Below are 14,260 nucleotides of genomic sequence, written 5' to 3'. Positions count from 1 at the left end.
CCGCCGCCCGTCACCACCGCACGGCCGGTCTGTCGTCGGCGCCCTGGGGCAGCCGAATGGATGTCGGCGGCTCGTCGGAGCCGGGTGTCCGGTCCGGCACCGATGGCTCCCCGGAGGGCTCGTCCGTGGGCTCCCCGGTCGGCGTCGGGCAGCGCGTTTCCCCCGGCGCCCGGGCGGGTACGTCGCGGGCCGCCGCCGGCTCACCGGGCGGTGTGGGCGTCTCCGGTGTGGGTACGCCGAGCGTCGCGCAGTCCTCCGGGGACCGGGACGGCGTGGGCTCCGACGACTTCTCCGGCCGCTTCGTGGCGGGTGGCGGTACGTCGGGGAGCGGGCCGGTGATGTCGGTGTCGGGGGTGTACGGCGGCGGCTCCTCGGGAACGCGGTCGCCGGTGCCCTCGTCCCCGGCCGGCCGGGCGATCCAGCTGTGGTGCGCCAGGTCGGCGATCACCAGCTCCGCCACGGGCCGCGCGGCGGGCTCGACCACGACGGTCCGCGCCGGGTCGAACCCCTCCCAGCGCTTCCCCGTCCCGGCCGACGCGTCCCCCGGGCCGGTCGGCGCGTCCAGCGGGTTGCCGCAGGCGCAGCGGACCCGGGGCAGCCCCCGTGCGTCGACCATGACCGCGGTGCCGGCCTGCAACACGGCCTGGTAGGTGGTGACGGAGCCGTCCCGGAAGCCGTGCCCGGTGACCAGGGTGTCGGCACGCAACAGGACGGGAGTCAGGCCGCGCAGGAAGCCGGCGACCCTGTCGCGCGCGACGGACACGGTCTGCGCGAACGCCTCTTCCCGCGCCGGGTCCACGGCGAGCATCCGGATCTCCGCCTCCACGTCGCAGGAGGGGACGGCGCGTGTTCCGGCGTACAGGCCTGGCGTCGATCCGGTGCGCTTGAGCGCCTGGCCGGGTGCCGACGGGGAGCGGGGTGTCCCGGTCGGTACGGCGTGAGGGGGCAGGGCCGGTCCGCCCGCGGTGGAGGCAGTGAAGGGGGCGTTCCCGGGGTCGGCCGCGGGCTGGAGGACGAGGCCGGCGGCGTCGGCCGTTCGCGTGGCGGGGCCGCTGCCGGAGGTGTCCCGGGCGCAGCCCGCGCTGAGGAGGAGGCCGGCGCAGAGCAGGGCGGGGACGGTGCGGCGCGGTCGTATGCGTGAGGGCACGGGCGGTCTCCTGCCTGGTCACCGGTCTCCCGGTCGCTCCCCTCATGTCTGCCGCACATCCCGGTCCGCCGCAAACGGACGGCGACCGGCGAGATCCGGCGCGCGGCGGACGCACGGCCGATACTGGTACCGATGGAGTGGTTCACCGCTGACGGGTACTGGCTCGGCCGGCTGGTCTTCCAGAAGGCCCTCGCCGTCGTCTACCTGACCGCCTTCCTCACCGCCGCGCTCCAGTTCCGGGCGCTGATCGGGGAGCGCGGCATGCTGCCCGCGACCGGGGAGCTGCGGCGTACGTCCTGGCGCACCGCTCCGGGCCTCTTCCGGTTGCATTGCTCCGACCGCTTCTTCGCCGCGGTGGCCTGGACCGGGTGTGCCGTCTCCGTCGCGCTGATCGCAGGGGCGGACAACCGTGTGCCGCTGGGGGCCGCGATGGCGCTCTGGGCGGTGCCGTGGCTGCTGTATCTGTCGATCGTGCAGGTGGGCGGGGTCTGGTACGGGTTCGGCTGGGAATCGCTGCTGCTGGAGACGGGTTTCCTGGCCGTCTTCCTGGGGAACGCGGGCACGGCGTCACCGGTGCTGGTGCTCTGGCTGCTGCGGTGGGTGCTGTTCCGGGTGGAGTTCGGCGCCGGGCTCATCAAGTGGCGCGGCGACGCCTGCTGGCGGAACCTCACGTGTCTGGAATTCCACCACGAGACGCAGCCGATGCCGGGCCCGCTGAGCTGGTTCTTCCACCGTCTCCCCCGGCCCGTGCACCGGGCCGAGGTGGCGGCCAACCACGTGACCCAGCTGCTCGTCCCGGTCCTGCTGTTCACCCCCCAGCCGGTGGCGAGCGCGGCGGCCGGGCTGATGATCGTCACGCAGTTGTGGCTGGTGCTCTCCGGGAACTTCGCCTGGCTGAACTGGCTGACCATCACGCTCGCCCTGCCGGCCGTCGACTGGTCGCCGGTGGTCCAGCCGCCCGCCCAGCGGGGCGCGCCCGTCTGGTACGCGGTGGTGGTCATCGCGGTCACCGCGCTGGTCCTGGTTCTCAGCTACCGTCCGGCCCGCAATCTGGTCTCCCGCCGCCAGGTGATGAACCGGTCCTTCGACCCGCTGCACCTGGTCAACACGTACGGCGCCTTCGGCAGCATCAGCCGGGTCCGCCTGGAGGTGGTGGTGGAGGGGACGGACGACGCGGTGGTGCACCCGGGCACGGTGTGGAAGGAGTACGGCTTCCGGGGCAAGCCGGGCGATCCGCGCCGGATGCCGCGTCAGTTCGCCCCGTACCATCTGCGGCTCGACTGGATGATGTGGTTCGCGGCGCTCTCCCCCGCGTACGCCAGGTCCTGGTTCGGGCCGTTCGTGGAGCGGCTGCTGGAGAACGACCGGGACACGCTGCGGCTGCTGCGGCACAACCCGTTCCCGGACGCCCCGCCCGCCCAGGTGCGGGCCAGGGTCTTCCGCTACCGGTTCACGACGTGGCCCGAACTGCGGGCGACCGGCTGCTGGTGGCACCGTACGTTCGTCCGCGATTTCCTGCGTCCGACCAGGGCGTGAGCGGCTACTTCCCGCTCTCGCGGGCCCGCAGCAGGCGGCTGATCTGCTCGACCAGTTCGTCGTCGCTCGCCACCCGGCGCCCCGAGACCAGCGCGCCCAGCCGCTCGGCGGTCTGGAAGTCGTACGCGCGCTCGACCTCCTCCCCCGGCACTGTGGCGTACTCCTCCTTCGCCCGGAAGCCGACGGTCAGGTCGACGGCCTTGGCGATGAGCCAGGTGAGGATGAACGAGAACGCGATCACGGACACGATCGCGACGAGCTGTTTGCCGAGGAGGCCCCAGCCGCCGCCGTAGAACAGGCCCTCCTTGCCGCTGATGCGCGCCGTGGCGAAGAGGCCGACCATGACCAGGCCGATGAACCCGCCGACCCCGTGCACCCCGACCACGTCGAGCGTGTCGTCCACGTTGAAGCGGAACTTGAGGGTGACCGCGTACGCGCTCACCGCCCCGACGACCAGGCCCGTGATCACCGCGCCCAGTGTGTTGATCTCGCCGCACGCCGGGGTGATGGCGACCATGCCCGCGACGGCCGACGACACCACGCCCATGGTGGTCACCCGGCCCGTGCGCCACTTCTCGACCAGCGGCCAGGTCACCATGGCGCCCGCCGCGCCGAGCTGGGTGTTGATGAAGGCGGCCGCGGCCGTGCCCCGGTCGGTGAGCGCGGAGCCGGAGTTGAAGCCGAACCAGCCGAACCACAGCAGCCCCACGCCGACGACCACGAGCGGGATGTTGTTCGGGCGTTCCTCGCGGCGGGCGAAGTCGCGGGGCGCGCGCAGCACGAGGGCGACGGCGAGCCCGGCGACCCCGGAGTTGAGCTCCACCGGCAGTCCTCCGGCGAAGTCGAGGGCGCCGAGGTGCTTCACGATCCAGCCCTCCTTGTCGAACACCCAGTGCGCGAGGGGGATGTAGACGATGAGCAGCCAGAGCACGACGAAGACGAGCCAGCCCCGCATCGTGGCGCGGTCGGCGATGGAGCCGCTGATCAGGGCCACGGTGATGACGGCGAAGCCCATCTGGAAGGTGCTGTAGATGTACGTGGGGATGGCCCCGGTCAGTGTGTTGAGCTCGATGCCCTTCATGAAGACGTGGTCGAGGTTGCCGATGAGCCCGGCGCCGCCGACGTCCGGCCCGAACGCCAGGGTGTACCCCAGGACCCACCAGACGAGGGTGCCGAAGGCCAGCGCCGCGAAGCTCATCTTGATCATCATGAGCACGTGCCGGGTGCGCACCATGCCGCCGTAGAAGAACGCGAGTCCGGGCGTCATCAGCAGGACCATGGCGGTGGCGGCGAGCAGCCAGGCGGTGTCCCCGGAGTCGTACGCGGCCGGCATGGGCGCGGGAGCGGTGATCATCGGCGATACCTCGTGTAGGGGGTGTGCGGGGCGGGAGGCGCTACGGCTTGCGCAGGTCGGGCGGCGGGTGGCCGGTGAGCAGCCGGCGTACGGCGTGCCAGGCGGCCCGGTGCGCCTCGGCGACCCGGACCGGGCTGTCGTCGAGCAGCCGCACCCACGCCCCGCAGTCCCGGGGCAGCACGCTCACGCCGTACAGGACGCCGAGCCCGGCCAGCGCCTCGTGCAGGGTGTCGGCGAGCCCGGCGGCGGGAACGCGGTCGGTCACCACGAACAGCGAGGCGACGTGGTCGTGGCCGGCGAACACCCCGGGCCCGAGGACTCCGGCCCCCGGCGCCAGGCGCAGGGTGTCGATGGCGAGGAGGGTGCCGTCGGGCCGGCTGACGCGGAGGTCGGTGGCGAGCATCCGGTACGCGTGGCGCTCGCCCCGGGCGAGCCGGCCGGCGGTGAGGGTGTCACCGACGAGCACGGTGGCCCCGGGCGCGACGGTGACCTCGGTGCGCTGGTAGAACCGCGCGTCGCGGAACGGGATGAGCGGGTCGGGGAGGTATTCGACGTAGCTGTCGGCCTCCGCCGTCAGGTGCACGCGCTGGCTCGCGTAGTCGTGCTCCATCCGGAAGACCTTGGTCGCGGCCTGGGTCGTCAGATGGACCTGGGTGTCGGGGCCGCAGTGGAAGTCCATCCGATAGCGGTCGGCCTGGGCGATGCCGCCGCCGGTCGCCATCAGATACACGTAACTCATGCCGGGCTGCGCGGGGTCGATCCACAGCGGTCGCATGATCTGGAGCGGGGTCTTCTGGTAGCGCCCGACGAGTTCGGTGCGCCCGCCCCGCACGGCGAAGGCGAGGTCGAGGATGCCCACCTTGGCCGGGGAGCCGGGCGCCAGGGTGTCCGGGACGGAGGCCAGGGCCGCCACGTCCGGGGGGACGCGGACGGGGGTGTAGTACTCCTCGGTGAGCCGGTCCTTCGGCCGTCGCGGGGCGAGCGGCATGTCAGATCAGCACCTTGCGGCGCGATTCGAGGTAGCCGGCGATCTCCTCCACGCCCACGCCGGTCAGGCAGTCGGTGAGGACCACGGGGCGGTCTCCCCGCACCCGGTGGGCGTCGGACTCCATGACGTCGATGTCCGTACGCACGTACTGCGCGATGTCGATCTTGTTGATGACCAGCAGGTCGGAGTCGGTGATGCCGGGTCCGCGCTTGCGGGGCATCTTCTCGCCCTCCGCCGTGTCGAGCACGAAGAGGAAGAGGTCGACCAGGGCCGGGCTGAACGTCAGGGTGAGGTTGTCGCCGCCGGACTCGTACAGGAGCGTGTCGGTGTCCGGGAAGCGCTCCAGCATCTCCGCGCCGGCCGCGAGGTTCATCGTCGGGTCGTCGCGCACGGCGGTGTGCGGGCAGGCGCCCGTCTCGACGCCGACGACGCGCTCGGGTTCGAGGACACCGGCCAGGGTGCGGCGGACGTGCTGGGCGTCCTCCTGGGTGTAGATGTCATTGGTGATGACGGCGGGGCGGTGACCGCGTGCGATCAGGACCGGGACCAGCGCCTCGATGAGCGCGGTCTTGCCGGAACCGACGGGTCCGCCGATGCCGACCCTGAGTACGTTGTCGTCCATGGTGCTCCTAGGGGTGTCGTGGTGGGTGCTGGTGGGTGCTCAGCTGGCGAAGAGGCGTGCCTCGGCGCGTTCATGACGGCCCGACATGACGTCGGAGGCGAAGACGGTGGCGCCGATGTCGTCCAGCTCCCTGCGCAGCGCCGCGTCGACGGTGGTCTCGATGACGGGCGCGGCGCCTCGGAGCAGGGTCTGCGCCGTACGGTGATCGGTCAGCCTCAGCCGCAGGGCGGCGCCCGCGAAGCTGACGCAGAACGCGAACAGGTCTGCGGCGACCGCCTGGCGGACCGGGACGCCGGTCGCCGCGTAGACGATCCCGGCGGCCACCGCCTGGGTGCCGGGGGCCTCGCGGCGCACGACCCGCTCGTAGTAGTCGCCGATCTCCGGGCGGCCGAAGACCTCATGGCCCAGGTCCAGGAGCTGGCGCCCGGTCCGGGTGGCGGCCTGGCGCATCTCACGGCCCAGCTTCGTGGCGAACAGGTGCTCGTCGATCCGGACCACGGTCTCCGGGTCGCCCGCCGCGGTCGCCCGGTGGGCGAGGGCGAGCGCGGTGGCGTCGGCGGGCCCGACGCCGTGCAGCAGCAGGTCCGCCAGCAGCAGCGGCAGGCTCTCCGCGTCCACGGCGCCCGCCTGGGCATAGCCCTCCAGGCTGTGCGAGAGGGTGTAGAAGCCGCTCGGGAACGCCGAGTCGGTCAGCTGGAGGCTGACCAGCAGCGGTCCGAGGCCGGTGGCCGCCGTGGTCCCCGCCGGGACGGGGTCGCCCGCGATGTCGCCCTCCTTGCGGTACATCGGCCCTAGACCAGGAAGTAGAGGTGGTTCAGGGGCAGCGTCTCGGCCGGGTCGATGGTGGCGACCTTGCCGTTGAGCGTGACCTTGAACGTCTCCGGGTCGACCTGGACGTCGGGCAGGGCGTCGTTGCGGATCATGTTGTGCTTGCCGATCGTGCGGGTACGGCGCACCGGGAGGACCTGCCGTTCCAGGCCGAGTTCGGCCGGCACTCCGGCGGCGATGCCCGCCTGCGACATGAACGTGGCGTGGGTGGCCGGGAGCGCCTTGCCGTACTGCCCGAACATGGGCCGGTAGATCACCGGTTGCGGGGTGGGCAGGGAGGCGTTGGGGTCGCCCATCTGCGCCCAGGAGACGATGCCGCCCTTGATGATCATCTTCGGTTTGGCGGCGAAGGAGTGGATGGGCCACAGCACGATGTCGGCGAGCTTGCCCTTCTCGATCGAGCCCACGTAGTCGGAGATCCCGGAGGCGATGGCGGGGTTGATGGTGACCTTGGCGAGGTAGCGCAGCACCCGCTGGTTGTCGTTGCGCTCCGAGTCGCCCTCCAGGATTCCGAGCTTGTCCTTGCAGTGGTGCGCGGTCTGGAAGGCCCGGGTGACGGACTCGCCGATGCGGCCCATGGCCTGGGAGTCGGAGGAGAACATGCTGATCACGCCGAGGTCGTGCAGCACGGACTCGGCGGCGATGGTCTCGGCCCGCACCCGGCTGTCGGCGAAGGACACGTCCTCGGGGATGTCGCGGCTCAGGTGGTGGCAGACCATGACCATGTCGAGGAGTTCGTCCACCGAGTTCCTGGTGTACGGCAGCGTCGGGTTGGTGGAGGACGGCAGGACGTTCGGTTCGCCGGTGACGCGGAGGATGTCGGGGGCGTGGCCGCCGCCCGCGCCCTCGCTGTGGAAGGTGTGGATGGCCCGGCCGTCGATGGCGGAGCGGGTGTCCTCGAAGAAACCGCTCTCGTTGAGGCTGTCGGTGTGGATGGACACCTGGACGTCGTGGGCGTCGGCGACGGTCAGCGCGTTGTCGATGACGGCCGGGGTCGCGCCCCAGTCCTCGTGCACCTTGAGACCGCAGGCGCCCGCGGCGACCTGCTCGTCGAGGGCCTCGGGCAGGCTGCCGTTGCCCTTCGCCATGATGCCGAGGTTGACGGGGAACGCCTCGGCGGCCTGGAGCAGCTTGCCGATGTTGTACGGGCCCGGGGTGCAGGTCGTCCCGTTGGAGCCGTCCGTCGGGCCGGTGCCGCCGCCGATGAGCGTGGTGATGCCGTTGGTCAGGGCCTGTTCGGCCTGCTGCGGGGCGATGAGGTGCACATGGGTGTCGATGGCGCCCGCGGTGGCGATCAGGTGCTCGCCCGCGATGGCCTCCGTGCCGGGGCCGACGACCAGGTCCGGGTCGACGTTGTTCTGCGTCTGCGGGTTGCCGGACTTGCCGATGCCGACGATGAAGCCGTCCTTGATGCCGATGTCGCATTTGACGACGCCGACCATGGGGTCGATGACCACCACGTTGGTGATGACCGTGTCCAGGGCGCCCTGGGCGGCGGTGGCCTGCGGGTCGGATGCCATACCGTCGCGCATGGTCTTGCCGCCGCCGTAGACGACCTCGTCGCCGTACAGGCCCTCGCTGTAGTCCTTCTCCACCTCGACGAGGAGGTTGGTGTCGGCGAGGTGGAAGCGGTCACCGACCGTCGGGCCGAACATGTCGGTGTACTGCTTGCGGGGCAGGATGGGCATCAGCGCGAACCCTTCTTCTTGTCCTTGCCGGACTTCGCGGGCTTGGCGGACTTCGCGGGCTTGGCGGACTTCGCGGGCTTGGCGGACTGGTCTGCCTTGGCGGGCTCGGCGGCCTTGGAGCGCTGGGCGGGCCGGGCGGCCTCGGCCCCTTGGAAGCCGCGTTCGATGGCCCTGCGGACGGCTTCGACGCGGGCGGGGTGGGAGGAGAGGCTGCCGTTGAGCAGCCCGCTGAAGCCGGTGAGCCGGCCGGTTCCGGCGTACGCGCACAGCTCGACCTCGCGCGTCCCGCCGGGCTCGAACCGTACGGAGGTGCCGGCGGCGATGTTGAGGTGCATGCCGAGGGTCGCCTCGCGGTCGAAGGAGAGCGCCGAGTTGACCTCGAAGAAGTGGTAGTGCGAGCCGATCTGGACGGCCCGGTCGCCGGTGTTGCTCACGGTGACCTTGAGCGTGCGGCGGCCCGCGTTGAGCTCGATCGGGCCGTCTCCGTACAGGTACTGCTGACGGAACGTCATGCGATGCTCCTGATGCCTCGGTCCGCTTCGGCGGCGGACGGGTGGTGGTGATGCCGGTGCGCGCCCCCCGGGCCGTGCTCGTGGGCATGTCCGTGCGCGTGGCCGTGGCCCTCGCCCGGCGGGTGGGTGTGCGCGTGGCCGTGGTGGTCGGCGGCGGCGAGCCCGGCGGTGATGCCGTCGTCGCCCTGCTCGCGCAGGCGCCGGTGTGCGTCGCTCACGCGCTCGTCCAGCACCCGCCGCAGCGCGGGGACCGGCACGAGGGGGCCGACGTCCGTCACCGGCACCGGATGCGCACCGACCGGGCCGCCCGCCGTGAACGAAGCGGGCAGCAGCGCCACGCGCTCCGCGCCCAGCAGCCCGCAGCGCCGGACGCCCTCGGCCGGGTCCGGGTCGCCGCCGTCGAAGGCGACCTCGACCAGGGTGTGGCGGCCGTAGCGGCGGACGAGCGCGGCGACGCGGTACAGCTCGGCGTCCTCGAACGGGTCGCCGGAGGGGGCGGTGACGAGGAGCGCGGCGTCCGCGGGTGCCCGGCCGGCCGCCGCGCGCAGCCAGGCGACGAGGTGCTGGGCGGTGCCGAAGGGCTCGGCGAGCAGCACGGCTCCGGGGCCGGCGGCGGGGACGGCGCGCAGGGTGCGCGCGGTGTCCGCGACGAGTCCGGGGTCGCGGCCCAGCGTCATCGGGACGACCACGGCGGGCTCGCCCCGGCGCCGGTGCGCGGCGACCGCGCGGAACAGCGCGCGGCCGTTGGGGACGACGTCCACGTCCGGGCCGAGCAGGCCCTCCAGCGCACCGCCGTACGCGGCTTCGTGGCCGCAGACCGCGATGACGGCCCCGTTCCCCGCCACGGTCAGCCGCCGATGGGGTCGTGTACGGAGACAAGCTTGGTGCCGTCCACGAAGGACGCCTCGACCTGGAGGAGGCCGAGCATCTCCCGTACACCGGGCATGGTGTCGTCCTCGCCCACCACATGGCGGCCCAGCTCCATGCAGTCCGCGACGCTCCTGCCGTCGCGGGCCGCCTCCAGGATCGCCTCGGTGATCAGCGCGACCGACTCGCTGTAGTTGAGCTTGAGGCCGCGGCCCTGGCGCTTGCGGGCCAGGTCGGCCACGACATAGACGAGCAGTTTGTCGATCTCGCGGGGGGCGAGGTTCATCGCGGGTGCCTTCCTCGGGATGTACGGGTGCGGGGGTGCGGGGCCTCGTCAGCCGCTGCGGCGCAGCCGCGGCAGCAGGGGAACGGCGGCCAGCAGCGTCCAGGTGGTGAGGATGAACGGCCAGGTGAAGGTGTGGCCGCCGAAGGGTTTGAAGAACGAGGTCAGGGAAGCGGTCAGGCCGGTGCTCACCACCGCGCCGAACAGTGCGTAGATCCCGTTCCAGACCGTGGAAGCCAGGAAGACGGCTCCGAGGCCGATGGCGACGAGCACCGCGTTGTATCCGTAGATGCCGTTGGCGATCAGCGCCGTCGGCGCGCCCAGCAGCCAGGCGGCGACGATCCCGGCCACGCTGCCGGCGGCGGCCCAGAGCACGACGCGCGGGCCGGCCAGGGCGAGTCCGACGAGCATGATCAGTCCGACGTACCAGCTCTCGACCAGGAAGACCTGCGAGACGTTGTTGAAGAACGCGTGCCACAGGTCGTTCCAGGTGATCCCGGTGTCGCCGCTCGTCGTGCTGGAGACGGCGGCCGGGGGTCCGTGCCAGACGCGGTCGAAGGAGGGGGCGCCGACCACCATCACGCCGGAGACGAGGCAGAAGGGAGCGGTCATGGGGCTGAGGCGGTACGGCGTGAGGAGGGTGGCGAGTGCCGCCATGAGGACGACGCACAGGACGGCGCCCACGACGGTCAGCACATAGGTGGCCGGGTGGTTGCCGAGCGTCGAGACCAGGGCGATACCGGTCAGACAGCCCGCGAACCCCTGCATGCCGAGCGCGATACTCCCCCGGTCGACGGCCAGCGCATAGGCGGCGGCGGTGGCGATCAGCGTCCCCAGCGTGGCGAAGAGGCCGGTCTCCCAGCCCGCCGCCCACAGCCCCGCGAGGAACGCGGCACCGGTGAACAGGCCCGCCTGGAAGTCGACCTGCCCGACGCCGCGCAGCGATGCCAGCAGGTACGCGGACGGCTGACGGCTCTCCAGCCGCCGGACGAGATCCGGCTCGGCGAGGGACACGGCGTGCTCCAGCGGCTCTGCGGCGGGTGCGCTTCGGGCAGGACGGACACGCGGAGATGTCCGTCATATGCCATGGAGTCACACAAAGGCGCGCTTCTCGCGCCGGGGGCGTTCCCGGTAGCCCACTCGGGTACACCGCGGAACGCACTGTGGCCCGCCCCCGGGCAGGGGGCGGGCCACAGTGGGTGTCCGAGGGGTCAGTCGATGCCGGGCAGGATGTGCGGCTCGGCGAGGTCCTCCTCGTAGCCGGCCAGGCGGATCGGCGCGGACCTGGCCCAGACCTCGATGTTCTGGAGCTTGTCGCTGCCGCGCCCCGGCTTTGCGTGCCGTTCGGCCGGACGCTTCTCTTGCTTCGTCAATTCCGGTGTCGTCACCGCGCACTCCTTCGTGTCGCGTAGCCCCGGGCGTCGCCGACGCTCCGGTTCTCATTGCCGGGAATCAGCCGCCCATGCGGGGCAGGGGCAGGAACAGTTCGGTCGCGGTGGCGCCGGGTACGGGGCGGGACGGCGACTTGGTTGACAAGCCTGTCCCAGGACGGTCGAGGAAGGTTCGTGGACTCCTCGATGACGTCCGTTCACATCAGAGTAACCAAATGAGCGCGTCCGCGCTCGATGGAACGTGTGCCATGAGTCACTTTCAGCCACCGCGTACGGAAAAGACCCGGCCAGGAAATCATCCCCGCCGGGCCTCCGCACTCCGGGGCGACCGCCCCCGCTCCCCTTACCAGTTGGCGGGGGCGTAGTCCTTCAGGAAGCAGCCGTACAGCGCCTCGCCGGCCTCGCCGCGGACGATGGGGTCGTAGACCCGGGCGGCGCCGTCGACCAGGTCGAGCGGGGCGTGGAAGCCCTCTTCGGCCAGCCGCATCTTGTCCGGGTGCGGGCGCTCGTCGGTGATCCAGCCGGTGTCGACGGCGGTCATCAGGATGCCGTCCTTCTCGAACATCTCCTGGGCGCTGGTGCGGGTCAGCATGTTCAGCGCGGCCTTGGCCATGTTGGTGTGCGGGTGGCCCGCGCCCTTGTAGCCGCGCCCGAACACACCCTCCATCGCGGAGACGTTGACCACGTAGGAGTGCTTGGCCTCGGTCGCCGCCATGGCCGGGCGGAGCCGGCTGATCAGGATGAACGGCGCGGTGGAGTTGCAGAGCTGCACTTCCAGCAGCTCGATCGGCTCGACCTCGTCGACTGTCTGGATCCAGCTGTTGGTGTCGTGCAGGTCCGGGACGAGGCCGCCCGCGTCGATCGCGGTGCCGGCGGCGATCCGGGCCGGCGACGCCGAACCGCTCACCAGGGCCAGGTCCGTGACCTCCTGCGCGCTCAGCGCCTCCTTGCGGGCGGCGGGGAGCGCGGCGACCCGGTCGACGCTGCCGCTGCCGAAGGTGCCGATGACCTCGGCGGCGGGCAGCTCACCGGTGGGCAGCGGGGCGGACTCGGCGGCGAGCAGCTCGCTGTACGCCTGCGGGGAGCGGCGGACCGTCTGCGCCGCATTGTTGATCAGGATGTCGAGCGGGCCCTCGGCCGCCACCGAGTCGGCGAGCGCGACGACCTGGGCCGGGTCGCGCAGGTCGATGCCGACGACCTTCAGGCGGTGGATCCACTCGTCGCTGTCCTCCATCGCCTTGAAGCGGCGGATCGCGTCGTTGGGGAAGCGCGTGGTGATCGTGGTGTGCGCCCCGTCACGGAGCAGCCGCAGCGCGATGTACATGCCGATCTTCGCGCGGCCGCCGGTGAGCAGCGCCCGGCGGCCCGTCAGGTCGGCGCGCGCGTCGCGGCGGGCGCGGTTCTCCCGGGCGCAGTCCTGGCAGAGCTGGTGGTAGAACGCGTCGACCTCGACGTACCGCGTCTTGCACACGTAGCAGGACCGGGGCCGCTGGAGGATGCCGGCGATCTCGCTCCTGGCGGACGAGGACGGCAGGACCCCCTGGGTCTCGTCGTCGATGCGCTCGGCCGAGCCGGTGGCGGTGGCCTCGGTCACCGCCTTGTCGTGCGCGGTCTTGGCGGCCCGGCGCTCCTGGCGCCGGCGCTGCTTCACGGTCCGGTAGACCCCGGCGGTGGCCCGGCGTACCGCGATGGCGTCCGGGTGGTCGACCTCGATGGTGTCGAGTTCGTCCAGCACGCTCAGGCAGACGGCCAGCCGCTCGGGGTCGATACCCGGGCCGAATGCCTCGGTCCCGGCCACGATCTCGGGGCCGTCCTCTGTCACCGTCATCGCCGTTCCTCTGTGCTCGTGCCGCCGGCCTCACCGGGGGCGTGGGGCTCGGTCAAGTTTGACATGATCCGTGAGCTGCTCCGATCGGGTGAGTACGGGCCCGGCGGAAGGAGCGCGAAAAAAGTTTCGCACCGGTTGTGCATGGCCTCGGAAATCCGGGGCAGGCGGTGTGCGAAGCACTTGGCGACCAGCAGGAGGGGCCACACATCATGGCGACCACGACGGAGCAGACCGACGGAGTTCTCGGCGACGTGTGCACGCTCACGCGGCAGGACGGCGCACCCCTCGGTGCGGGGACTGCGGAGCTGCCGTGGATCGAGGACACCGGAAAGGTCGCTCCCAAGGACGCCCGGGCCCTCTCGAAGATGTTCCTGGACCAGCTGCAGACGCTGGAGGAGGGCACGCACGAGTACCAGTACGCGCGCAACACCCTCATCGAGATGAATCTCTCGCTGGTGCGGTACGCCGCCTCGCGGTTCCGCAACCGCGGCGGTGACGACACTGAGGACATCATCCAGGTCGGCACCATCGGCCTGATCAAGGCGATCGACCGCTTCGACCTCTCGCGCGAGGTGGAGTTCGCCACATTCGCCGTCCCCTACATCGTCGGCGAGATCAAGCGCTTCTTCCGGGACACCACCTGGGCGGTGCACGTGCCGCGGCGGCTCCAGGAGCTGCGGGTCGATCTCGCGAAGGCGAAGGAGTCCCTGTCGGCGCGGCTGGACCGCGATCCGACGGTCGCCGAGCTGGCCGCCCACCTCGATCTCTCCGAGGAGGAGATCATCGAGGGCCTGGTCGCGGCCAACGGGTACTCGGCCGGTTCGATCGACACCCCCACCGCGGAGACGGACTCCGGCAACGAGCAGCGGTCGCTCGCCGATGTGATCGGTGAGGCCGACCCCGGCATGGAGACCGTCGAGAACCTGCACACCCTGGCGCCCCTGCTGGAGCAGCTGGACGAGCGCGAGCGCCGGATCGTCCAGATGCGGTTCGGCGAGGAGATGACCCAGGCCCAGATCGGCGCGGAGCTCGGGGTCTCGCAGATGCACGTGTCCCGGCTGCTCGCCCGTATCGTCAAGCGGCTGCGGGCGGGGATGTCCGTGGAAGCCTGATTCCCCACCGGGCCGGGACGCGCGAGCGTCGCCGGACCGGGGCCGACCACCCTCTCGAATCCGGTCACACACCGACGGAGTGTGGCCGAAGCCGATGTGAACGA

General features: G+C 71.7%; 14 protein-coding genes. 2 read left to right on the top strand and 12 right to left on the bottom strand.

From position 1 onward, the window contains the following. Positions 1 to 10: 10 nt before the first annotated feature. Positions 11 to 1,147 (bottom strand): DUF6777 domain-containing protein, encoded by a 1,137-nt coding sequence (locus ACIQZN_RS02060; RefSeq protein WP_403987020.1) that lies wholly within the window; start codon positions 1,145 to 1,147, stop codon positions 11 to 13. 132 nt (positions 1,148 to 1,279) lie between these two features. Between ACIQZN_RS02060 and ACIQZN_RS02055 the strand changes: the two genes are divergently transcribed. Beyond that, a complete protein-coding gene (locus ACIQZN_RS02055; protein WP_403987017.1) occupies positions 1,280 to 2,683 on the top strand; it encodes a lipase maturation factor family protein in 1,404 nt (467 codons plus the stop codon). Positions 2,684 to 2,687: 4 nt separating this feature from the next. Here the strand turns inward: ACIQZN_RS02055 and ACIQZN_RS02050 are convergent, their stop codons facing one another. The 11 genes from ACIQZN_RS02050 to ACIQZN_RS02000 all read right to left on the bottom strand — a co-directional run bounded on the left by ACIQZN_RS02050 (position 2,688) and on the right by ACIQZN_RS02000 (position 13,044). Then, positions 2,688 to 4,037, bottom strand: a complete 1,350-nt coding sequence (locus tag ACIQZN_RS02050; RefSeq protein ID WP_403987014.1) for an ammonium transporter — start codon at positions 4,035 to 4,037, stop codon at positions 2,688 to 2,690. A 40-nt stretch (positions 4,038 to 4,077) separates the two neighbouring features. Then, positions 4,078 to 5,025, bottom strand: a complete 948-nt coding sequence (locus ACIQZN_RS02045) for an urease accessory protein UreD (RefSeq protein ID WP_403987011.1) — start codon at positions 5,023 to 5,025, stop codon at positions 4,078 to 4,080. Between the two features lies 1 nt (position 5,026). Continuing rightward, the gene (gene ureG / locus ACIQZN_RS02040; protein WP_403987008.1) at positions 5,027 to 5,647 is read right to left on the bottom strand and encodes an urease accessory protein UreG; all 621 of its coding nucleotides are present in this window, start codon (positions 5,645 to 5,647) and stop codon (positions 5,027 to 5,029) included. A gap of 39 nt (positions 5,648 to 5,686) precedes the next feature. Continuing rightward, positions 5,687 to 6,433 (bottom strand): urease accessory protein UreF, encoded by a 747-nt coding sequence (locus ACIQZN_RS02035; RefSeq protein WP_403987005.1) that lies wholly within the window; start codon positions 6,431 to 6,433, stop codon positions 5,687 to 5,689. A 5-nt stretch (positions 6,434 to 6,438) separates the two neighbouring features. After that, the gene (ureC, locus tag ACIQZN_RS02030) at positions 6,439 to 8,163 is read right to left on the bottom strand and encodes an urease subunit alpha (protein ID WP_403987002.1); all 1,725 of its coding nucleotides are present in this window, start codon (positions 8,161 to 8,163) and stop codon (positions 6,439 to 6,441) included. After that, positions 8,163 to 8,675, bottom strand: a complete 513-nt coding sequence (locus ACIQZN_RS02025; protein ID WP_403986999.1) for an urease subunit beta — start codon at positions 8,673 to 8,675, stop codon at positions 8,163 to 8,165. The genes ureC and ACIQZN_RS02025 overlap by 1 nt, the downstream gene beginning before the upstream one ends. Continuing rightward, positions 8,672 to 9,520 (bottom strand): sirohydrochlorin chelatase, encoded by an 849-nt coding sequence (locus ACIQZN_RS02020; RefSeq protein ID WP_403986996.1) that lies wholly within the window; start codon positions 9,518 to 9,520, stop codon positions 8,672 to 8,674. Before ACIQZN_RS02020 ends, ACIQZN_RS02025 begins: the two co-directional genes overlap by 4 nt. A 2-nt stretch (positions 9,521 to 9,522) precedes the next feature. Next, the gene (locus ACIQZN_RS02015) at positions 9,523 to 9,828 is read right to left on the bottom strand and encodes an urease subunit gamma (protein ID WP_403986993.1); all 306 of its coding nucleotides are present in this window, start codon (positions 9,826 to 9,828) and stop codon (positions 9,523 to 9,525) included. Between the two features lie 48 nt (positions 9,829 to 9,876). Continuing rightward, positions 9,877 to 10,839 carry an urea transporter gene (locus ACIQZN_RS02010; protein WP_403986990.1) on the bottom strand — a complete coding sequence of 321 codons (963 nt, stop codon included), beginning with the start codon at positions 10,837 to 10,839 and terminating at the stop codon, positions 9,877 to 9,879. 197 nt (positions 10,840 to 11,036) lie between these two features. Beyond that, positions 11,037 to 11,213 carry a hypothetical protein gene (locus ACIQZN_RS02005; RefSeq protein WP_158071800.1) on the bottom strand — a complete coding sequence of 59 codons (177 nt, stop codon included), beginning with the start codon at positions 11,211 to 11,213 and terminating at the stop codon, positions 11,037 to 11,039. Positions 11,214 to 11,559: 346 nt separating this feature from the next. After that, positions 11,560 to 13,044, bottom strand: a complete 1,485-nt coding sequence (locus ACIQZN_RS02000) for an SDR family NAD(P)-dependent oxidoreductase (RefSeq protein WP_403986987.1) — start codon at positions 13,042 to 13,044, stop codon at positions 11,560 to 11,562. A gap of 209 nt (positions 13,045 to 13,253) precedes the next feature. On the opposite strand from ACIQZN_RS02000, the gene ACIQZN_RS01995 reads away from it, so the two are divergent. Continuing rightward, the gene (locus ACIQZN_RS01995) at positions 13,254 to 14,156 is read left to right on the top strand and encodes an RNA polymerase sigma factor SigF (RefSeq protein WP_403986984.1); all 903 of its coding nucleotides are present in this window, start codon (positions 13,254 to 13,256) and stop codon (positions 14,154 to 14,156) included. Positions 14,157 to 14,260: the final 104 nt, after the last annotated feature.

It is taken from the genome of Streptomyces sp. NPDC097595, from assembly GCF_044761525.1.
GTDB classification, from domain to species: domain Bacteria; phylum Actinomycetota; class Actinomycetes; order Streptomycetales; family Streptomycetaceae; genus Streptomyces; species Streptomyces drozdowiczii_A.
This window is presented reverse-complemented; position numbering and strand designations above follow the sequence as displayed.